The sequence below is a fragment of the Laribacter hongkongensis DSM 14985 genome (assembly GCF_000423285.1).
GTDB lineage: Bacteria > Pseudomonadota > Gammaproteobacteria > Burkholderiales > Aquaspirillaceae > Laribacter > Laribacter hongkongensis.
Genome location: NZ_AUHR01000015.1, coordinates 20,151 through 41,589, shown reverse-complemented (window position 1 = coordinate 41,589; position 21,439 = coordinate 20,151). Strand labels below are relative to the sequence as shown.

The 21,439-nt window shown below is 62.7% G+C and carries 12 protein-coding genes; 2 read left to right on the top strand and 10 right to left on the bottom strand.

Annotated features, from left to right (window positions below; genetic code table 11):
* Positions 1 to 24: 24 nt before the first annotated feature.
* Complete coding sequence (locus G542_RS0111485; protein ID WP_012698178.1) at positions 25 to 1,254, bottom strand: arginine deiminase; 1,230 nt, start codon at positions 1,252 to 1,254, stop codon at positions 25 to 27.
* A gap of 695 nt (positions 1,255 to 1,949) precedes the next feature.
* Between G542_RS0111485 and G542_RS0111480 the strand changes: the two genes are divergently transcribed.
* A complete protein-coding gene (locus G542_RS0111480; RefSeq protein ID WP_027824183.1) occupies positions 1,950 to 9,164 on the top strand; it encodes a retention module-containing protein in 7,215 nt (2,404 codons plus the stop codon).
* Between the two features lie 319 nt (positions 9,165 to 9,483).
* Here G542_RS0111480 and G542_RS0111475 read toward each other — a convergent pair whose 3' ends face one another.
* The 4 genes from G542_RS0111475 to grpE form a co-directional block, all read right to left on the bottom strand.
* The gene (locus G542_RS0111475; protein WP_012698180.1) at positions 9,484 to 10,974 is read right to left on the bottom strand and encodes an alanine/glycine:cation symporter family protein; all 1,491 of its coding nucleotides are present in this window, start codon (positions 10,972 to 10,974) and stop codon (positions 9,484 to 9,486) included.
* Positions 10,975 to 11,233: 259 nt separating this feature from the next.
* Positions 11,234 to 12,376: a molecular chaperone DnaJ gene (gene dnaJ / locus G542_RS0111470; RefSeq protein WP_027824182.1), complete on the bottom strand. Its 1,143-nt coding sequence runs from the start codon at positions 12,374 to 12,376 to the stop codon at positions 11,234 to 11,236.
* Between the two features lie 110 nt (positions 12,377 to 12,486).
* Complete coding sequence (gene dnaK, locus G542_RS0111465) at positions 12,487 to 14,415, bottom strand: molecular chaperone DnaK (protein ID WP_027824181.1); 1,929 nt, start codon at positions 14,413 to 14,415, stop codon at positions 12,487 to 12,489.
* A 118-nt stretch (positions 14,416 to 14,533) separates the two neighbouring features.
* The gene (gene grpE / locus G542_RS0111460) at positions 14,534 to 15,091 is read right to left on the bottom strand and encodes a nucleotide exchange factor GrpE (RefSeq protein WP_027824180.1); all 558 of its coding nucleotides are present in this window, start codon (positions 15,089 to 15,091) and stop codon (positions 14,534 to 14,536) included.
* Positions 15,092 to 15,519: 428 nt separating this feature from the next.
* On the opposite strand from grpE, the gene aceA reads away from it, so the two are divergent.
* On the top strand, positions 15,520 to 16,830 hold the full coding sequence (gene aceA, locus G542_RS0111455) for an isocitrate lyase (RefSeq protein WP_012698186.1): 1,311 nt from the start codon (positions 15,520 to 15,522) through the stop codon (positions 16,828 to 16,830).
* 86 nt (positions 16,831 to 16,916) lie between these two features.
* On the opposite strand, the gene G542_RS0111450 is transcribed toward aceA, so the two are convergent.
* The 5 genes from G542_RS0111450 to G542_RS0111430 all read right to left on the bottom strand — a co-directional run bounded on the left by G542_RS0111450 (position 16,917) and on the right by G542_RS0111430 (position 21,413).
* The gene (locus G542_RS0111450; RefSeq protein ID WP_155826671.1) at positions 16,917 to 17,723 is read right to left on the bottom strand and encodes a hypothetical protein; all 807 of its coding nucleotides are present in this window, start codon (positions 17,721 to 17,723) and stop codon (positions 16,917 to 16,919) included.
* A 466-nt stretch (positions 17,724 to 18,189) separates the two neighbouring features.
* Positions 18,190 to 18,873: a phosphate ABC transporter ATP-binding protein gene (locus G542_RS16725; RefSeq protein ID WP_051190036.1), complete on the bottom strand. Its 684-nt coding sequence runs from the start codon at positions 18,871 to 18,873 to the stop codon at positions 18,190 to 18,192.
* Positions 18,870 to 19,730: a PstA family ABC transporter permease gene (locus G542_RS0111440; RefSeq protein WP_027824178.1), complete on the bottom strand. Its 861-nt coding sequence runs from the start codon at positions 19,728 to 19,730 to the stop codon at positions 18,870 to 18,872. Before G542_RS0111440 ends, G542_RS16725 begins: the two co-directional genes overlap by 4 nt.
* Complete coding sequence (locus G542_RS16720; protein ID WP_051190035.1) at positions 19,714 to 20,577, bottom strand: PstC family ABC transporter permease; 864 nt, start codon at positions 20,575 to 20,577, stop codon at positions 19,714 to 19,716. Before G542_RS16720 ends, G542_RS0111440 begins: the two co-directional genes overlap by 17 nt.
* Positions 20,577 to 21,413, bottom strand: a complete 837-nt coding sequence (locus tag G542_RS0111430) for a phosphate ABC transporter substrate-binding protein (protein ID WP_051190034.1) — start codon at positions 21,411 to 21,413, stop codon at positions 20,577 to 20,579. The genes G542_RS16720 and G542_RS0111430 overlap by 1 nt, the downstream gene beginning before the upstream one ends.
* Positions 21,414 to 21,439 lie beyond the last annotated feature (26 nt).

Genomic DNA, 21,439 nt, shown 5'->3' with positions numbered 1-21,439 from the left:
CATTGATCATGCTCGGAAAAACAATTACAGCTTCACTGCGTCACGGATGATCGGGCAGGTCATGCAGTGACCACCACCACGGCCGCGGCCGAGTTCGGATGCCGGGATCTCGATCACTTCAACACCGCGATCGCGCATCATCTTGTTGGTGTAGGTGTTGCGGTCGTAAGCCACGACCACGCGACGGTCCAGAGCCACGACGTTGTTGCCGTCGTCCCACTGTTCGCGTTCGCGCTGGTAAGCGTCACCGGCGGTCTGGATGGTTTCAACGCTCGACAGACCCAGCGATTCACGCACCACTTCGGTCAGATGCACGCCTTCGTGACGTTCGAAGCGGACTTCGCCTTCCTTGTCGCCGGCGTAGATGCTGGTGCAGGTGATGTCGTCGACCACGTCCGGGAACACCGACAGCAGGTCCACGTCGAGGAAGCTGAACACGGTGTCAAGGTGCATGGCAGCGCGCGACTTCGGCATCTGGCAAGCCACGACGCGCTGGGCGCCGCCTTGACCCAGGACCGACTTGGCAGTCTGGACCACGGCTTGCGGGCTGGTACGTTCGCCCATGCCGATGAGCACAACGCCGTTGCCGATCGGCATCACGTCACCACCTTCGAGGGTAGCCGGGCCGTGATCCTTGTCGCAGTCACCCCACCATACCTTGACCTGACCGGCGAAGTACGGGTGGAACTGGTAAATGGCTTGCAGGATCAGGGTTTCCTGACGGCGGGCCGGCCAGTACATCGGGTTCAGGGTCACGCCTTCGTAGATCCAGCAGCTCGGGTCACGCTGGAACAGGCTGTTCGGGATCGGGGGCAGCACGAAATCGGACTGGTCGAGGTAGCCACCGAACAGGCCCTTCGGGTCGAACGGCAGTTCGAACTTGGAGATACCGCCCAGCAGGTGTTGGGCCAGCTGGTCCGACGGCATTTCGTTCAGCCAGGCACGCAGTTCGGCCAGCATGCCGATACCGACGTTGTTGGCGCACACCTTGCGATCCAGGATCCATGCACGACCGGCCTTGTCATCCAGCACCTTGGCCAGCAGTTCGCTGACTTCCAGGACTTCGATGCCACGGGCACGCATTTGGCCCACGAAGTAGTCGTGGTCCTTCTGTGCGCGTTCAACCCAGATCACGTCGTCAAACAGCAGGCCATGGCAGTTGTCCGGAGTCAGGCGCTTGTGGGCGAGGCTCGGACGGCAGACCATCACCGTGTGCAATTTGCCGCATTCGGAGTGAACACCAAACTTGGTCATGATGACTTCCTTTCACGTTTAAATGATTCGACCCCCTTCTGACGGGAGGCCAGCATCGGCGCCGATTTCGTACATCAGCTTTTCTGTTGTTCATTATATTAGCGCTCTCTCATACTTCAACACCCCCCTCCCCCCAGGAATCCGGTTGCCGCCTGCAACCAATAATCCGGAAACAGGCCACAATCCGCATTAACCCTTTAAAAACATCAGCTTGACCAACACGCAATTCTTAAGACGATATTCACGGACACACAAATAAGTCATTGATATTTATTGGTATTCCCCTTACCCGACATGAATTTATGAAAAAGGGGGTTTACCCTCCATCCGCTCCTTTCCATACCGTTTCCTACGCGTTTCCGGCGAATAAATCATGCCGGCGGCACGTTTCCCGACATCGGGGATGCCATTCCAGCCCTGCCGATTGCCCGCATCCGCCGTCCGGTTTGCTTTGTATAAGGGCAGCCCTCCCCCGGTCGGTGACAGCCCGTCCCGCAGCCGGCCTCATGCTCCCGGTCATAGCGGGCACGGGCTCCGGCATCACTGCCCTGCCTGCATGCTTGTGTCACATCAAGTTCTCCTGCGTTTTCTCCGCCTTTTCCGGCATCAGAAAGCGGACTGCCCGAAAGGACAATAGGCCGGATACGTGAATCTACTTAGCATGCGAAAGTGAGAATCTGACCGAGGAGAACGCCATGAGCATTCCTGCACAAGCAAAAGTCATCGCCATCCAGGGAGAAGCCAAAGCCATCGCACCGGACGGCAGCGTCCGGATACTCAAGGCCGGAGACATCCTCCAGGCAGGCGAGCAACTGGTCCTGGCTCCCAATGCCTCCGTGCAATACGCCATGGCCGACGGCACCCTGTTCCAGCAAACCGGTGCAGCCGATCCCGTCCCTGTCGAACTGGCCGCGGCAGAAACCGCTGCGGCAGACCCGGCCACCGCCGCAGAAGCCGAGCAGATCATTGCCGCCCTGCAAACCGGCAACGATCCTCTGGGCATCCTTGAAGAAACCGCGGCCGGTCTGACCGGGGGCGGTGGCGACGAAGGCGGCATGTCCTTCGTGCGCCTTGACCGCATCAGCGAAAGCCTCAATCAGCTCTCCATGGCCAGCGGCCAGGCCGAACTGCGCGAAATCCAGACGATTCCCGGCGCCACCAATCCTGCGACCAATCCGGGGACACCGGTCCTCAGCGGACTGGACATCCTCGGCGGCGAACTCTCGGTGTCCGAAGCCAACCTGCCCGGCGGCAGCAGCAATGCCGGCAACGTCAACCAGGCAACGGCCAGCAGCACCTTCAGCATCACCGGCCTCAACGGTGAAACCGCCACCCTCACCATCAACGGCACCAGCATCACCATTGATGCGGCCGGCAATGCCGTCATCCCGGACGGCGGCATCAGCATTGCCACCGACCGCGGCACCCTGACCATCACCGGCATCACCAACGGTACGGTCGAGTACACCTACACGCTCAACGGCTCCCAGACCCACGGCCAGCCGGGCAACGACCAGGTGTCCGACAACATCACCATCACCGTCACCGACCAGACCGGCGATACCGCCAGCGGTTCGCTCGACATCAACATCGTCGATGACGTGCCTACTGCCAATAAAGATACCGTCAGCATCGGGGAGAAGGATGCCCAGGGGGGCTCCACCGACAATGGCAACGTTCTCAGTAACGACGTGTTCGGCGCCGATGCTCCGGACGGCAAGATTGTCTCCGGTGTCACGGCCGGGACCAGCAGCGATGCCCTGACCGGCAATGTCGGTACGGCCATCCAGGGCCAATACGGTTCCCTGACGCTCAATGCCGACGGCACCTATTCCTATGTCCTCACCCCGGGCGTCGACGTACCCAAGGGCTCGGTCTTCGAAGACACCTTCAGCTACACCATCACCGACAAGGACGGGGATACTTCGACCACCACCATCACCGTCAAGATCACCGGTGACGACAAAGTGCCGACCCTGAACATACCGGCAACCGGCACGGCCGGCACCGAGGTATACGAATCCGACCTCGCCACCGGCAGCACTCCGGACGGCAGCCGCGAAAGCACTTCCGGCACCATCACGATCGACCTCCACGGTGAGGCCGGCACGATCACCATCGGAGACCAGCCCTTCCAGCTGGATGCGGCCGGCAATGCCGTCATTCCGGACGGCGGCATCAGCATTGCCACCGACCGTGGCACCCTGACCATCACCGGCATCACCAACGGTACGGTCGAGTACACCTACACGCTCAACGGCTCCCAGACCCACGGCCAGCCGGGCAACGACCAGGTGTCCGACAACATCACCATCACCGTCACCGACCAGACCGGCGATACCGCCAGCGGTTCGCTCGACATCAATATCGTCGATGACGTGCCGGTCATCATAGGCCAGCCCGGTTCGCTAACCGTTGATGAAAGCTTTGCCGATAACATCAAGGGACCGGGTCTGGAGCTGGAAGGCAGCGGATCACAAGCCAGCAGCAGTCTGGACGCAAGCAAGCTGTTCAGTGTCAATGCGGGTGCCGATGGTGAAGCCAGCCGGAACTATTCGCTTGAAATTGCCAATGGATCCACCGGGCTGCAGGCCTTGGTCAATGGTCAAAAACATGACCTGATACTGGTTAAAAACGCTGATGGTTCGATTTCGGGCATGGCCAATGGCACGCCAGTATTCACACTCTCCGTGGATGCCCAAACGGGCCAGGTGACTCTGGAGCAGCATGACGGAGCTTCCCTCTACCATCCGGAGAACCCGGGCAGCACGACAGCGGACCACGACGAAACGCTGACACTGGGTGGCATCAAGGTCAATGCGTCGGTCACGGACAATGATGGCGATACCACCAGCAATTCGGCCGACCTGACCCTGAAGTTCGAGGATGACGGTCCTGCGATCAGTGCAACCGATCCGGTACTGGTCACAAGCACGACCGATCTGGTAGGCCATGGCCGCCTAGACTTCACCGATTACGGTCAGTCTCTCGAGAGCAGCGTCTGGAACGGGCAGATCAGCATGTCGGCAGCCAAAGTGGTTTATGGCAAAGATGGCCAGATTGCCTCGATAACCCAAAGTGGCTCGCTGGGATACAGTGATTACACGGTCGATCAGGACCGCGGCCTGACCGTCAATGGCGGCATCCATCATGAGGAAATCGGGGCAGACAGCAAGGGTAATGCAGAAGCCGTTGTGTTTGACCTGGGGGGCAAGCTCGCCTACGGCATCACCGTCGACTTTGGCGCGTTCTACTCAGGATCTTCCGAGCCGACGGCATGGGACCATGTCTCGGAAAAAGCCCTGATTACCTTCTATCGCAATGGTGAAGTCGTGCACTCCGTCGTGATCACCGGCAACAGCCGCGACGGACAGTTCCAGGTGAGCATCGACGAATACCTTGCCAAGGGTTTTGACAAGGTGGTGATCTCAGCCGTAGACAATGGGGAAAACAGCGACTTCACCATCCAGGGTATTGATTTCGTCACTGCCCTGCCGCCTCTTGTCACCTATTCCGGTACCGTAACCGGAGAATCCGGGGCCGACGGCTTTGCCGAGGGCTATGCCAACGCCACGCTGGATTACAAGAATGGCGACACGATGCAGGTCATCATCAATGGCAAATCCGTAGAAGCCCAGCTCCAAGTCGAACCGGGACGCAGCGGTGGAGCCATGCTGACGGCCACGATAGACGGCAAGCCACTGTTCGTGGTGGTACTTGACGGCAAGGGTGACTGGACGTTCAAGCAGTACGAGTCGTTCAGCATGCCCAACGGCAAGGACTTCACGCTGGATTTCATCACCAAGGACGGTGACGGCGACAGCGCCAGCACTTCGGTCACCATTCCGGTCATCTCGGTCGAAACTCCCAGCCTGACCGTACCGCCCGGTTCTATAACCGTCGAAGAAGCCGCACTGGCAACCGGCACGAATCCGGGCAGTGACAAGGAAAGCACCGAAGGATCGTTTACGGTTTCCATGAACGGAACAGACGGCAAACTGGTCTTGACCGATGCCGGCAACAAGCTGGAAATCACGCTGGATGCCAACGGCTCAGCCAACCCGGCTGCCGGTGAAACCTGGACCCTCCAGACTACCAACGGCACGCTGACCATCCTGTCCATCAAGAACGGACAGGTCACATACAGCTACACCCTGAACCAGGGGCAGCAACATGCACCAGCCGACGGCAACAACGAACTGGACGATTCCATCAGCATCAAGCTGGAAAACTCTGTTGGCACGAGCGAAGGGGCACTGACGGTCACCATCATCGATGATGTACCGAAACTGACCGTGACCCAGCCCGCCGATTCGGCCAACCGTCTGGAAGGCACGGGTGAAAGCCATGCCACCGGCGGCTTTACCCTGGACTACGGCGCCGACGGTGCCGCAACCCGGGGCGCGCTGACCGTTGCCTACGGAACGGACAAGCCGCAACCGCTGGAATTCAATGCGCAGGGCGAAGCCAGCATCAGTATTGCCGGCGGCACGCTGACCGTGACCAGCCTTGGCAACGGCCAGTACGGCTACAGCTTTGACGCCGGCACCGGCACACGGGCCGGTGACCACAGCTTCACCTTTGCCGGCACCGACAAGGACGGCGACACCGCGCGCGACACCATCACCATCAAGGTGGAAAACACCGGGCCGGATGCCGTCGATGACGTGATCTACATCGACAAGGATGCGCACTTCCAGACCACCGTCACCGTGCAGACCGACGGAGCGCTGATTTCGGTCAAGGGCGAAGCCAGCATCAAGGGCAATGTCCATCCTGTTGAGGGCGCAGGCAGCACGGTCCAGTGCGGTCAGCACGCCTCCGGCAACGGCTCGATCAACGAAAACGACACGCTGCTCAAGGAAACCGAAGCCGACTTTTTCGGGCGCTTCTTCACCGACAACAACGGCAACCCGGTCAGCTTCGGCAACCTGATGGCCGAAGGCATGATCCAGACGGTCGTCATCGATCCGTCGTGGACACCGGCCCAGGTCGAACAGGCCCTGAACCAGGCGCAACAGCAGGCAAACGGCAAGATCCTCTACATCACCGGCCCGGACGGCCAGCCGGTCACGCTGACGGTGGACGGCCATACCTTCGGTACACCGGACAACCCGATGACGGTGATCCTGAACGGCAACCTGGTCAACCAGAGCCAGCTGACGGTCAACGGCTTCATGTATGTCGACGGCGACGTCAGCCAGGGCGGACAGCTCACCGTCCATGGCGGCATGGCCTCCACCGGCAACTGGGAATCCAACGGCAGCATCAGCGGCAGCCACCCGGGAGATGGCAACGTCACCACCGAAATCATCGGTCATGCGGACAGCTTCACCCTGACCTTTGAGCAACTGCTGGCCAATGACAGCGATCCGGACGGCAAGCACAGCGACCTGCACATCGCCAAAGGATCCGACCAAGACCCGTCGGTCAAGCTTGCCGACGGCATGGACGACTACTACTCGATCACGGTCGACTACGACAAGGGCACCGTCACCGTCACGCCGCTGGACAAGGACGGCAACGGTACGGTGGACTACGTCAAGGACCTGCAACTTGAGTACAGGGTGACAGACGCCGACAAAGCCACCGACTGGGCCACGGTCACCGTGTCGCCGGTCGATACCGTTACCGGCACCAGCCACGGCGACACCCTGCTCGGCGACAGCTCCGGCGAAATCATCACCGGTGACGTCAGCGGTTCCGGCGGCATCAGCACGCCAGGGATGAACTACAACCTGTGCATCATCCTCGACAGTTCGGGCTCGATGGAATCGTACATGAGCACGGGCGGCTACTCGTCCAGCGCCCGGATCGACGTGGCCAAGAACGCCATCCAGACCCTGCTCGACAACATGGCCGACTTTGACGGCACCATCAACCTGAGCATTGTCGACTTCGACTCGGGCAGCAAGATGGCGCTGCAAGGCGTGACCCTGCGCGACCTGTGCGTACAGGATGCCCAGGGCAACTGGCATCTGGACACCTCGTCTGGCTCCACCTTCATGCAGGCCATGGGCAACATCACGGCAACTGGCAACACCAACTACGAATCGGCCTTCATGCAGGCCGAGCAGTGGTTCAGCCAGCAGCCGACAGACGGGTACACCAACCACACCTACTTTGTTACCGACGGCAAACCGACTTCACGGTACGAGAACTCGTTTGCCGACAAGATCAGCCACACCGTTTCGTTTGATTCGGTCACCGTTCCGAACTCGGACAACTGGAGTGGCAAAGACTGGAGCGGCAAAGAGCGGATATCCTGGACTGCCGAAGTTGACGGGACCGACGTGTCGTATCGCGTGGTTCGTTCCGGCTCGGACAGCTCCAGGTCGTATGAGCTGCAATACAACAACGGCAGCAAGTGGGTCACCCTCCTGAACCAGAAAAACGATCCCACCGACGGGCGCACCATCACGCTCGACAAGGAGGTCTCGTTCACGACCACTGACAATGTCACCGTCCAGATTCCGACCGGTCAGGCACTGGGACAGGCATGGCACGACCAGGCCACGGGGCAGACTTATCGCCTCGAACAAGGGGAACGCAACAGTTACGGCACTTATACGGCCAAAGTCGTGCGCGTCAACGACGATGGCACAACCACAGTGGTCATCAAGGACCTGATGACTACCGACGGTAGCGGTATGGACGGAAGCGCCCAGGAAACCGCCGACTCGCTGGCGGCAGCCGATTCGCTGAAGGACGTATCCAGCATCTTCGTCATCGGCGTCGGCAACGCCGGCAGCCTGCCGGGCAACCTCGGCCAGTACAGCAGCAACGGCAGCTACATCCTTGCCACCAACAAGGACCAGCTGGACGCAGCGCTTGAGGCCGGCAAGAACGCCACCTTCGATGCCATCCCCGGTTCCGACATCATCCACGGCGGCGCCGGCAACGACGTCATCTTCGGTGACAGCGGCTTTGCCAACCTCCAGGCCGTCATTGCCGCCGCACTGGGAATCAGCGCCGACAAGCTGAGCGCCGCCCAGATGCTCGACTACATCCAGAAGCATCCGGATGATTTCGACGTATCGAAGAGCAGCGGTGACGTGACCATCGACGGCAAGCCGACCCATGTCGACCAGTTCGACAAGGGCGACATCCTGATCGGCGGCAGCGGCCACGACACCGTGTATGGCCAGGGAGGCGACGACCTCCTGATCGGTGACGGCGGCCATGTCGGCAGCCAGGCCGGGCTTGATGCCTATCTGGGATCCTTGCAGGGCTTGCTGCACGCCGAAGGCTACTCGGTGGAAGACCTGACCCAGGCCATCCACAGCATGTCGGCCGATGCCCTCAAGGATCTGGCCCAGGAGCTGGAAGGCGCTGCGGGTGACGGCAACGACCGGCTCTACGGCGGCGAAGGCAATGATGTCCTGATGGGCATGGGCGGAGATGACCACCTGTCCGGCGGGGCCGGCAACGACGTGCTGTTTGGCGGAGCGGGCAACGATACGCTGCTCGGCGGCCACGGCAACGACGTATTGCTCGGCGGTTCCGGCAATGACACCCTGACCGGAGGTGCCGGCAACGACATCCTGATCGGTGGCTCCGGAATCGACACCTTTGTCTGGAATCTGGCTGATGCCGGCACCGGCAGCGCACCTGCCCGCGACGTGGTCAAGGATTTCCACCTGACGGCCAACGGCAAGCAGGGCGACATCCTCGACTTCTCCGACCTGCTCCAGCACGCCGGCGACAAGTCGGCAGCCACGCTGGACCAGTATCTGGACTTCAGGGACGACGGCCACGGCAATACCGTCATCGATGTCCGTCCGGACGGCAGCTCGGGCAGCATGACCCAGCAGATCGTGCTGGAAGGTGTCGCCCTGGGAGACCTCGGCGGCAGCGACCAGGAGATCCTCAACAAGCTGCTGGGTAACGGCCAGCTGCACGTTGACTGACCTTCCGGATTTTGCACCGGCAAGCACGGCACCTCCGGGTGCCGTGTTTTTTTGTGCCCGCTGCCGGACCAGCCACCCGGCGAAGGCCGGCAGGCCTCCCGCTCCGCAACAATCCGCACACCGGGTGAGATGCGGGCAACCGGCAAAGCCGCCCGGTCAGCCAGCAGTAGACCGGGCCATCACGCCGCAAGGGGAGGTTCCCGCGGGATGCCGGCAGCCCTGCCCGGACGGGTTCCAGGCGGTCTGCCATGATTCCGGGACCGGCACAATGCAACAGGCTCCCGTGCGGGAGCCTGTCTGGCAGTCCGGCTGACCGGAATCAGCGGGTTTTGGCCGGTACAAATCCTTCTTCACTGTGCGCATGCTCGGGCAACGGCGTCGCCGGCGTGCCCTGCCAGTAATCGGCATTGCGGATGCCAAGGCGCTCGGGATGGAACTGCGGGTCCAGCCCGGCGCGCCGCTGTGCTTCGTAATCAGCCAGCGCCAGCAGGGCCGGCTTTTGCAACAGCAGGATCGCCACCAGGTTCAGCCACGCCATCAGCCCCACGCCGATGTCGCCCAGTCCCCATGCCACCGATGCCGTGCGCACGCAGCCGTACAGGGTGGCCGACAGCAGCACCACTTTCAGCAGGAACATCAGCCACGGCTGGTGCAGCGTGCGGTTGATGTACGCCACATTGGTTTCTGCGATGTAGTAGTAGGCGAGGATGGTCGTAAAGGCGAAGAAAAACAGGGCAACGGCCACGAACGTGCTGCCGAATCCCGGCAACATCGCCTCCACGGCAGCCTGGGTATACCCCGGTCCGGCTTCAACGCCGGCCAGTCCGGCGTAGATCATGCTGCCATCCGGCCCTGCCACGTTGTAAAAGCCGGTCAGCAGGATCATGAAGGCCGTGGCCGAGCACACGAACAGGGTATCGACGTACACCGAAAACGCCTGCACTAGCCCTTGCTTGGCCGGATGCGACACATGGGCGGCGGCAGCCGGATGCGGCCCCGTGCCCTGCCCGGCCTCGTTGGAAAACACGCCGCGCTTGACGCCCCACATGATGGCCATGCCGACCATGGCGCCAAAACCGGCCTGCAGGCCGAATGCGCTTTCAACGATCAGGCTGAGGATGCCCGGTACGCGGTCCAGGTTGAGCGCCAGGATCACGAAAGCCACCAAGATGTAGCCCAGTGCCATGAACGGCACCACCACTTCGGCCACGCGGGCGATGCGCCGCACGCCACCGAAAATGATCATGCCCATCAGCAGCACCAGTACGGCAGCCGTGACGCTGCGTGCCACGCCGAAGGCCGACTCCATGCTGCTGGCAATGCTGTTGGATTGCACGCCCGGCAGCAGCACGCCGGTCGCCAGAATGGTCACGATGGCAAAGGCCCACGCGTACCATTTCACGCCCAGCCCTTTTTCAATGTAATAGGCCGGACCACCGCGATACTGGTTGCCCTCGCGCTCCTTGTAGATCTGCGCCAGCGTCGACTCGACAAAGGCACTGGAGGCCCCCAGGAAAGCCACCACCCACATCCAGAAAACGGCGCCCGGTCCACCAAAAGTAATGGCCGCCGCCACGCCGGCAATGTTGCCGGTCCCCACGCGACCGGACAGCGAGATCGACAGCGCCTGGAACGAGCTCACCCCTTGCCCGTCGGCCTTGCCTTCCACCATCAGGCACACCATCTGCTTGAGATAGCGCAGCTGCAAAAACCGTGTGCGCAGGGAAAAATACAGACCGACGCCCAGGCACAGGAAAATCAGCGCCTGGCTCCAGACGACGCCGTTGACGGCGTCCACCAACTCTTGCATACGACCACTCCTTGTCTGCCCCCGCTCCTGTCCGGGCGGGAGTCGTTTCTCCGTCGCAGGCAAACCGCGTGCACTACCACGTCAAAACGGGTCGTTCATCTGCCGGCCTCCCTGCACTTCCTACGTAGATTCACGCACAAGCCTGACGAAAGATACCGAAGTCATTTCCGTTTGCAAACACTGGTCATTTCGCAGAAACGCCATAAAAAAACATGCCCCGCATCGCGCGGGGCATGTAAAAACCCTGAATAAATGTCGATTAACCGCCAAAAAAATCCTTCAGCTTGTCCATGAAGGACTGGGCTTTCGGATTGTGCTTGGCCGGTGCGCCCTGGCTGATGGCGTCAAACTCGCGCAGCAGTTCCTTCTGGCGATCGGTCAGCTTGACCGGCGTTTCCACCTGCACGTGACACATCAGGTCGCCATGCTGGCTGGCACGCAGGGCCTTGATCCCCTTGCCGCGCAGGCGGAACACCTGACCGGACTGGGTTTCGGCCGGAATGCGCAGCTTGGCGGCTCCGTCGAGCGTCGGGATTTCGATTTCACCGCCCAGCGCGGCGGTGGCGAACGAAATCGGCATTTCGCAGTGCAGGTCCATGCCGTCGCGCTCGAACACTGCGTGCGGCTTGATGTGGGTCACGACGTACAGGTCACCGGCCGGTCCGCCATTGGTGCCGGGCTCGCCCTCACCGGAAAGGCGGATGCGGTCGCCATCGTCGACCCCGGCCGGAATCTTGACGTTGAGGGTCTTCTGCGACTTGACCCGGCCGGCGCCATGACAGACGTTGCACGGATCGGTGATCTGCTTGCCGGAACCGTGGCAGGTCGGGCAGGTCTGCTGGATGGAGAAAAAGCCCTGCTGCATGCGCACCTGGCCAGCGCCACCGCAGGTCGGGCAGGTTTTCGGTTCGGTGCCCGGCTTGGCGCCGGAACCATGGCAGTGCGAACACTCTTCCATGGTCGGGATGCGGATCTGCTTTTCACAGCCGCGCGCCGCTTCCTCAAGGGTGATTTCCAGGTTGTAGCGCAGGTCGGAGCCACGGTAGACCGCATTGCGTCCCCCGCCACCACCGGCACGGGCGCCGCCGCCAAAAATGTCACCGAAAATGTCGGCAAAGGCGTCACCGAAGCCGCCGAAGCCCTGCTGTCCGCCGGCACCGCCAAAGCCGGCCTGCGGATCGACGCCGGCGTGACCGTACTGGTCATACGCCGCCCGCTTTTGCGCGTCCGACAGGATTTCGTAGGCTTCCTTGGCTTCCTTGAATTTTTCTTCGGCATCCTTGCTGTCCGGATTGCGGTCCGGGTGATATTTCATCGCCAGCTTGCGGTAAGCCTTCTTGATGTCGTCGTCGGACGCATCGCGGTTGACGCCGAGTACGTCGTAGAAATCTTTTTTCGACATGGGTTTCACCACAGAAAGACGGAGGCACGGATGATGATCCGCGCCTCCGTTCGGGTTTCAGGCCGTTGCCCGCAGCGCGGATCGCACCGCGGGCCAGACCGGTTCAGGAGTTACTGCTTGTCCTTCTTGACTTCTTCGAACTCGGCATCGACCACATTGCCGTCGTCCTTCTTGCCGGCGTCCGGCTGGCCTTCGCCTGCTGCCTGCGATTCAGCCTGGGCCTGGGCGTACATGATCTCGCCCAGCTTCTGGCTGGCCTTGGCCAGCTCTTCGCTCTTGGCTTCGATCGCGGCCTTGTCTTCGCCCTTGACGGCTTCTTCGGCATCCTTGATGGCGGCTTCGATCCTGGCCTTTTCGTCAGCGCCGATCTTGTCGCCGTAGTCGGCCAGCGACTTCTTGACGCTGTGGATCAGGCCTTCGGCCTGGTTGCGGGCCTGTACCAGCTCGGCGAGCTTCTTGTCTTCTTCGGCATTCAGCTCGGCATCACGCACCATCTTTTCGATTTCGGCTTCGGACAGACCGCTCGAAGCCTGGATGGTGATGTTGGCCTGCTTGCCGGTAGCTTTGTCCTTGGCCGACACGTGCAGGATGCCGTTGGCGTCGATGTCGAAGGTCACTTCGATCTGCGGCAGGCCGCGCGGTGCCGGCGGGATGTCCGACAGGTTGAACTGGCCCAGCGACTTGTTGGCGGCTGCCTTTTCGCGTTCGCCCTGCAACACGTGGATGGTCACGGCCGTCTGGTTGTCGTCAGCGGTCGAGAACACCTGGGTTGCCTTGGTCGGGATGGTGGTGTTCTTCTGGATCAGCTTGGTCATGATGCCGCCCATCGTCTCGATACCGAGCGACAGCGGGGTGACGTCGAGCAGCAGCAGGTCCTTGCGCTCGCCCGACAGCACCGAGCCCTGGATGGCGGCACCGACGGCCACGGCTTCGTCCGGGTTCACGTCACGGCGCGGTTCCTTGCCGAAGAAGGTCTTGACCGCTTCCTGCACCTTCGGCATGCGGCTCTGGCCACCGACGAGGATCACGTCGTCGATGTCGCTGACCTTGAGGCCGGCATCCTTGATGGCAACACGGCACGGCTCGATCGAACGCTCGATGAGTTCATCCACCAGCGACTCGAACTTGGCGCGGGTGATCTTCATGGTCAGGTGCTTCGGACCCGTCGCGTCCATGGTGATGTACGGCAGGTTGATTTCGGTCTGCTGGCCCGACGACAGTTCGATCTTGGCCTTTTCGGCGGCCTCCTTGAGGCGTTGCAGGGCCATCACGTCGTTCTTGAGGTCGACGCCCTGTTCCTTCTTGAATTCGGTAACGATGTAGTCGATCAGGCGCTGGTCGAAGTCTTCGCCGCCAAGGAAGGTGTCACCGTTGGTGGCCAGCACTTCGAACTGCTTTTCACCGTCAACGTCGGCGATCTCGATGATCGAGATGTCGAAGGTACCGCCGCCAAGGTCGTACACGGCAATCTTCTTGTCACCCTTCTCGCTCTTGTCCATGCCGAAAGCCAGCGCAGCCGCAGTCGGCTCGTTGATGATGCGCTTGACTTCCAGGCCGGCGATGCGGCCGGCATCCTTGGTGGCCTGGCGCTGGCTGTCGTTGAAGTAGGCCGGCACGGTGATGACGGCTTCGGTGACATCTTCGCCGAGGTAGTCTTCGGCGGTCTTCTTCATCTTGCGCAGCACTTCGGCGGAAATCTGCGGCGGAGCGAGCTTCTTGCCGCGCACGTCGATCCATGCGTCGCCGTTGTCGGCCTTGACGATGGAGAACGGCATCAGGTCGATGTCCTTCTGGACTTCCTTCTCTTCGAAGCGGCGACCGATCAGGCGCTTGGAAGCGAAGATGGTGTTCTTGGCGTTGGTCACGGCCTGGCGCTTGGCCGGGGCACCGACGAGGATTTCGCCGTCTTCCATGTAGGCGACGACGGAAGGCGTGGTCCGTGCGCCTTCGGAGTTTTCGATAACCTTCGGCTGGCCGTTTTCCAGCACGGCCACGCAGCTGTTGGTAGTACCAAGGTCAATGCCGATGATCTTGCCCATAGTGTTCATTCCTTTTCGTATTCTGTTGATTCCGGCGGTCCCGGGAGATCGCCGATCGTTATCCTTGACGCTCAAGTGGGGATCGCCTGGAGGCTTTCAAGCCCCCTTGTGTCTGCAATCAGGCTTTGGGAGCCGCCACAATCACCATAGCCGGCCTCAGCACGCGGTCTGCCAGCAAGTAGCCCTTCTGCATGACGCGCACGACGGTGTTGGGCTCCAGGTCGGCAGGCTCCATGCTCATGGCCTGATGGCGGTGCGGGTCCAGCCGGTCGCCGGCCACGGGAGCGATTTCGGTCAGGTTGACCTTTTCAAAGGCACCGGCCAGCTGCTTGAGCGTCATGTCCACGCCCATTTTCATGGCCTCGACATTGCCGGACTGGTCCATCAGGGCCATTTCCAGGCAATCGCGTACCGGCAGCAGTTCCTGGGCAAACTTGCCGATGGCGTATTTACCGGCGGCAATGACTTCTTCCTGGCTGCGGCGACGCTGGTTTTCGGTTTCGGCGCGGGCACGGGCAAACAGGTCCTTGAGCTCGGCCACTTCGGCCTCCAGCTCGGCAATACGTGCCTGTGCTTCGTCGGTTTCCGGAATCAGTTCGCCAGCCTCGGGGGCAGCCGTCTCTTTGGCGCTCAGGTCAGGTTCGTCGATGGGGGTCTGGTTTTCCGGGGTTTGCATGGTTGGCCTCTTGCAAGAAATTGTTGGCTAGGTAGGGGCGTCAGCCCGACTTTCAAGTCCGGCCGGTACGCTTGACGGGGAGGATCCCTGTTCATTTCCGACCGAAAAACCGTCCTGACACAGCACAAGTGCAGCCCTTCGCAAACCGTTCTTTTTCGATGATTTTCGTATACGAAAACGGGAAAAAAATGTTTGCTGCATTGCAACCATGCGTGCATATAATCCGCCACGCAGCCTGAATCGGACGGGAACGCAAGACCGGCACAACAAGGTCATGTCCCTCCCCATGTTCACCGCCATCCGCGGTCCGGACCGGATGCCGCACAACCTGCGGCATCCACAGGCGAGGCGGCCATCTGAAGCCGCCCGGCAGCAGGCAGGGGAGTCAATCCCCGCACTCCAACAAAGAACATAGAGGTCAAACTGTCATGTCGACTCGCGAACAACAAATCGCCGCCCTGGAAAAAGACTGGGCTGAAAACCCCCGCTGGAAAAACGTCAAGCGCGGTTACTCGGCTGCTGACGTGGTGCGTCTGCGCGGCTCGCTGCAGCCGGAATACACCCTGGCCCGCCGCGGTGCGGAAAAGCTGTGGGACAAGGTCAACGGCGGTGCCAAGAAGGGTTACGTGAACGCTTTCGGCGCCATCACCGCCGGTCAGGCCATGCAGCAGGCCAAGGCAGGTCTGGAAGCCGTGTACCTCTCCGGCTGGCAGGTCGCTGCCGACGGCAACACCTCCGAAACCATGTACCCGGACCAGTCGCTGTACGCCTACGACTCGGTGCCGACCATGGTGCGCCGCATCAACAACACCTTCAAGCGCGCTGACGAAATCCAGTGGAGCCGTGGCATCAACCCGGGCGACGCCGAGTTCGTCGACTACTTCCTGCCGATCGTGGCTGACGCCGAAGCCGGCTTCGGTGGCGTGCTCAACGCCTTCGAACTGATGAAGAACATGATTGCCGCCGGCGCGGCAGGCGTGCACTTCGAAGACCAGCTGGCTGCCGTGAAGAAGTGCGGCCACATGGGCGGCAAGGTGCTGGTTCCGACCCAGGAAGCCATCGAGAAGCTGATCTCGGCCCGTTTTGCCGCCGACGTCATGGGCGTGCCGACCCTGATCCTTGCCCGTACCGATGCCGAAGCGGCCAACCTGCTGACCTCGGACCACGACGCCAATGACAAGCCGTTCTGTACCGGCGAACGTACCCAGGAAGGCTTCTACCGCGTCAAGAACGGTCTGGAACAGGCCATCAGCCGCGGCGTTGCCTACGCACCGTACGCTGACCTCGTCTGGTGCGAAACCGGTACCCCTGACCTCGGATTCGCCCGCGAATTCGCCCAGGCCGTGCTGGCCGCCAACCCGGGCAAGCTGCTGTCGTACAACTGCTCGCCGTCCTTCAACTGGAAGAAAAACCTCGACGACAAGACCATCGCCTCCTTCCAGGACGAACTCTCGGCACTGGGCTACAAGTACCAGTTCATCACCCTGGCCGGCATCCACATCAACTGGTACAACACCTTCCAGTTCGCCCACGCTTACGCCCGCGGCGAAGGCATGAAGCACTACACCGAAATGGTGCAGCAGCCGGAATTTGCCGCCCGCGAACAGGGCTACACCTTCGTGTCGCACCAGCAGGAAGTCGGCGCCGGCTACTTCGACGACGTCACCACCGTGATCCAGGGCGGTTCCTCGTCGGTGAAGGCCCTGACCGGCTCGACCGAAGAAGAACAGTTCCACTGATCCGTGAGTCACCGGCCTCCGGTGACCCGTCATGCACAACGCCCACCATCCGGTGGGCGTTGTGCATCTGCCGGCAGCGCGCCGTGTCAGACCGACACGCTGACCGACGCTCCCAGCCCCAGTTGCCGACCCAGTTCCTGCAAGGCCTTTTCGGCCGCCCTAGCATCACGGTCATGCGGATCGGCACGCCGGGCCATGCCCACCATCTGCCGCAACCCGGACAGTATTTCCCGTACCAGTTGCTCGTCCTCGGCCGACAGCGACAGGCGATCCTCACCAAACGGCGACCAGTTGCGCATGCCGGACGCCAGCGCCGACAGGTCCGCCGCGGCCTGGTCCGCCTGCTGCGCCGCTCCGGCATCCTCGCTGCCGGCCTCTTCGCCCGCAGCCGTTCCATCATCGGTGCTGGCGGCCTCGGCCTGCCGGGCCTCGCTGGCCAGCTGCTGCGCCTCGGCAGCGGCGGATGCATCCTCGCCTTCGGCCGCGCCTGCCTCGTTACGACCGGCAGCGGCCAGCCCGCCCGTACTGAGCGACACGTCCACGCCGGCATCACCGCCCCCGGTATCCAGTTGCCGGGCCAGCTGTTTCAGCTCCTGAGCCATCTGCTTGAGCTGGGCCGCCATGGCCTTCTGCTGCTTGGGTGGCAGGCCGGCCATCAGCGTGCGCATCAGCTTGACCTGCTCTTTCAGCAGATTCAGCCGCTGGCGGGCCGAGGCCTTGGTGGACTCGTCCGCTTGCTGCCGGGCCTGCGACAACATGCGCGTCATGCTGTCACGCTGCTCCGACAGGACCTGGCGCAATTGCTTGCCTACATTCTGGCGTTCGCCCGCCCGGGACTGGCTGTCGGTAGCCAGCCCGGCCTGCGGTGTGGATGTAACGGGAGTAATCGACATGGTCATAATCCTTGGCGGACAGCCTTATTACCTGTCATCGGCATCCACTGCCGAAAACTGAGCATGACGTGGCTTCAGGTTGTATCCGTTCCTGTGGCAAAGCGCCCCTGACGCAACCGGCTCACACTCCCGCAGCACAGGCAGACGTGCCTCTCCATGCCAGCGGCCCCATGACGCAAACAGGACAATGCGCACCCCGGCCGGGGCGCAGGCACAGACAACCAGGGAGCAAAACCCGTTTTCCGCTGCCGGCAGAGCCGGCATGACAGCAGTCCGGTCCGGACTGGCCACCCTGCCGCACGTCCCGGCTCCTGACTGATGCCCCCCATTCCGGGCCGGAAACCTGCGGCCCATGTCACGGCGGCCATGCTACCCGGTGAGGATGAACCAGCCCGGTTTTCCGGGCAGACCATCCTGCCCATGCAGAACGGCGACACTGCCGTTGCCCGCAACCGGTTCTCCGGTCTTACGCTAGGCGACCGCCTTGCAGGTGCACGTGCAGGTCGGCCAGCCGGGCGGCCTGCGCTTCATCATGGCTGACCAGCAGCAGGGTGGTCTGGCCACGCAGTGCCTTCAGGCTCTGCTCCACGGCCACGGTGGAGGCCGGATCGAGCGAGGCGGTCGGCTCGTCCAGCAACAGGATGTCCGGCTCCAGCGCCAGCGCCCGCGCCAGGCACAGGCGCTGCTGTTGTCCGCCCGACAGGCTGGCCGCCGGCGCATGCAGCCGGCCGGCAACCTCGTCCCAGACGTGGGCTGCTCGCAGCGCCTCTTCCATGCGCCCGGCAAGGACTGCACGCGAACCGGCCCTGACCAGCCTGAGCGGCAACAGCAGGTTGTCGGCAATGCTGCCGGGCAGCAGGTGCGGCGTCTGGAACACCATGCCCACCCGCCGCCGCAACCAGACCGGATCGGTCGACCTGTCGTACGGCGCCAGCGTCCGGCCGCCCACCCGCAGGTGCAGCGTGCCCGACACCTCGGCCTGGTCACGGTCCAGCAGGCGGTTGAGCGTTCGCAGCAAGGTGGTCTTGCCCGAACCGGACGGTCCGGTCAGCACGGCAATCTGCCCGGCCGGTACGGACAGGCTGATGTCGTCCAGCAGCCGTTGCCCCTGCAGCGTCACGCGCAGTCCGCGACATTCAATGGCAGTCATGATTCCAGCATCTTTCTTTCCAGCCGGCGGGCCACGCCGACCAGTCCGCCAGCCAGCCCCAGCAGCAGCAGGGCCGCGACAAAGGCCCGGGCGAGGTCCATCTCGTCCCGGTATTCGTTGGCCTTGACCATGATGAAAAACGGCAATGCCTCGAACTTGCCGAACCAGTGCGGCAGGCCGGCACTGGCCACGGCACCGGTCAGCAGGATCACGGCCACGTCCTCGGCGGCCCGTCCCAGCGCCAGCACCACGCCGCCCATGATGTCCCGGCGTATTGCCGGCAGGAACACATGCCACATGGCCTGCCGGCGCGACAGGCCCAGTGCGTCGGCGGTATCCCGCAGCCGGTGCGGCAATTGCGCCAGCGCACTGCGGGTGGCCAGTGCCATGTAGGGCAGCACCAGCAGCGCCACGCACAGGCTCGCCAGCATGAGCGAGGTATTGGCTGCCGGCCACAGCCGGCGCAGCAACAGGATCAGCACGAAGCCGAACAGTCCCATGACAATGGATGGCATACCGGCCAGCAGGTCGATCAGGCTGCGTTGCAGCCGGCTCCACACGCCGGGCGATGCCTCGGCCTGCCAGATGCCGGTCGCCACCCCGAGCGGCAAGGCCAGCGTCACCGACAGCCCGACCAGACACAGGCTGCCGGCCAGCGCCGGCCACAGGCCGTCCCATACCGGCTCGGCGCCGGTCAGTGCCGCCCAGACCGGCGTGTCGCCAAACAGCCAGCCGGTCTGCAACGCCGGCCACGCCTGCCAGACCACGAACCCCAGCAGGCCGGTGACCGTCAGCAACAGCATGACGGCGGCAGTGGTGGCCAGCACCGTCAGTGCGGATTCAATGATGCGACGCATGCGACAGGATCCGGCGTCCCAAGGCCTGGACGCAACCCACGTACACCAGCAGCAGCAGGCTGGCGGCAAAAATCGAGGCATACGCCTGGCTCTGGGTATCGGCAGCCAGCGTCATGGCGATGTGTGCAGTCAGGGCGCGCAGCGGCTCGCCGGGATGGGCCGGCAGCAAAGGGGTATTGCCGGTCACCATCAGGGCAACCAGCGTGTCGCCCACCGCGCGACCGGATGCCAGCAGCAGGGCCGCCAGCAGGGCGGGACGGCAGGCCGGCAGGCTGATCCACAGCAGGCGCTGGCGCACGGTCAGTCCCAGCGCATCGCAGGCCAGTGCCTGTGCCCGGTCCTGCCGGGCCAGCGGTCCGGCCAGGGTCAGGTAGACCGTGGGCGTCAGCATCAGCCCCAGCGTCAGCGAGCCCGCCAGCCACGAGTAGCCGTTGCCGATGCCCAGTTCGTCCCGCAGGTACGGCACCAGCAATGCCACCGAAACGAATGCATAAACGATGGTCGGCATGCCGGCCATCAGGCGCAGGGCGGCATCCAGCGGCCGGGCCAGCCAGCGGCTGCCCAGTCCCTGCACGTGCAGGGCCAGCAGGATGCCCGTTGGCCAGGCCAGTCCGACGGCCAGCGTGGCCAGTGCCACGCTGCCGGCCAGCATGCTGCCGATGCCGAAGGCACCGGCAAACGGTGCCCACTCCGGCGACAGCAGCGCCGTCAGGGCGGCAGGCGAGCGCAAAAGCGGCAGGCTGGCAAAAGCCAGCCCGGCGAGGATGGCCAGTACGACCCATCCCGCCAGCTGGCCCGCCAGCGCGACCAGCCAGCGCCAGGCCGTGTCGCGACCGGCTTCAGACATCAGAAGAACGGGATGTAGCCGTGCTTGCGGATGATGGCCTGACCGTCAGGCGCTTGCAGGTACTGGTAAAAGGTCTGGGCCAGCGGTTTGGGTTCGCCTTTGGTGTTGAAATACAGGCCGCGGACCACCGGGTAGGCGCCGCTCTTGGCATGCTCCTGGGTCGGGGCCACGCCATTGATGCTGACGGCCTTGATGCTCGGGTCGACATAGCCCATGCCCAGATAGCCGATGGCGCCCTTGTCACGGGCAATGGCCGTCTTGGCCGCCCCGTTGGAGGCCACCAGGGTCGAGCGGGTGGCCGGCTGCACGTCCTTGCCCAGCACCTTGCCGACAAACACTTCGCGGGTGGCACTGGCTTCGTCACGACCATAGAGGTTGATGCGGCGATCCGGGCCGCCAACCTGTTTCCAGTTGTCGATCTTGCCGGAGAAGATGTCCCGTGCCTGCTCCATGCTCAGGTTGCCGACCGGATTGGACGGATGCACGGCAATCGCCACGCCGTCGAGCGCAAAGCGGAACGGCTTGAGGTCGTAGCGCTGGATTTCGGCTTCGCTCGGCGCCCGCCCGGTACTGCCGATATCGACCAGTCCTTCACCTACTTTCTGGATACCGACGCCGCTGCCGCCACCGGTCACGGTGATCCGCACCTGCGGATTGGCACGCCCGACCTGACGGGCCACGTCCTCCACCACCGGAATGTGCGCAGTCCCGCCGGCAATATCCAGCGTGCCGGACTGGCCGGCAAACAGCCGGGTATCGGCAGCATGGGCAAACGGCAAACCGGACAGCAGCAGGCACACACCGGCCAGACAGGAACGCGACAAGGCAATGGTCATGGAAATATCTCTCGGACAAAAAATGC

What these genes read in the sequence shown, in the direction of transcription:
- G542_RS0111475 (WP_012698180.1), bottom strand. Translation starts at nt 10,974, where the DNA reads ATGCAAGAGTTGGTGGACGCCGTCAACGGCGTCGTCTGGAGCCAGGCG.
- grpE (WP_027824180.1), bottom strand. Translation starts at nt 15,091, where the DNA reads ATGCAAACCCCGGAAAACCAGACCCCCATCGACGAACCTGACCTGAGC.
- G542_RS0111450 (WP_155826671.1), bottom strand. Translation starts at nt 17,723, where the DNA reads ATGTCGATTACTCCCGTTACATCCACACCGCAGGCCGGGCTGGCTACC.
- G542_RS16720 (WP_051190035.1), bottom strand. Translation starts at nt 20,577, where the DNA reads ATGTCTGAAGCCGGTCGCGACACGGCCTGGCGCTGGCTGGTCGCGCTG.
- G542_RS0111430 (WP_051190034.1), bottom strand. Translation starts at nt 21,413, where the DNA reads ATGACCATTGCCTTGTCGCGTTCCTGTCTGGCCGGTGTGTGCCTGCTG.
- G542_RS0111480 (WP_027824183.1), top strand. Translation starts at nt 1,950, where the DNA reads ATGAGCATTCCTGCACAAGCAAAAGTCATCGCCATCCAGGGAGAAGCC.
- G542_RS0111440 (WP_027824178.1), bottom strand. Translation starts at nt 19,730, where the DNA reads ATGCGTCGCATCATTGAATCCGCACTGACGGTGCTGGCCACCACTGCC.
- aceA (WP_012698186.1), top strand. Translation starts at nt 15,520, where the DNA reads ATGTCGACTCGCGAACAACAAATCGCCGCCCTGGAAAAAGACTGGGCT.
- G542_RS16725 (WP_051190036.1), bottom strand. Translation starts at nt 18,873, where the DNA reads ATGACTGCCATTGAATGTCGCGGACTGCGCGTGACGCTGCAGGGGCAA.
- dnaJ (WP_027824182.1), bottom strand. Translation starts at nt 12,376, where the DNA reads ATGTCGAAAAAAGATTTCTACGACGTACTCGGCGTCAACCGCGATGCG.
- dnaK (WP_027824181.1), bottom strand. Translation starts at nt 14,415, where the DNA reads ATGGGCAAGATCATCGGCATTGACCTTGGTACTACCAACAGCTGCGTG.
- G542_RS0111485 (WP_012698178.1), bottom strand. Translation starts at nt 1,254, where the DNA reads ATGACCAAGTTTGGTGTTCACTCCGAATGCGGCAAATTGCACACGGTG.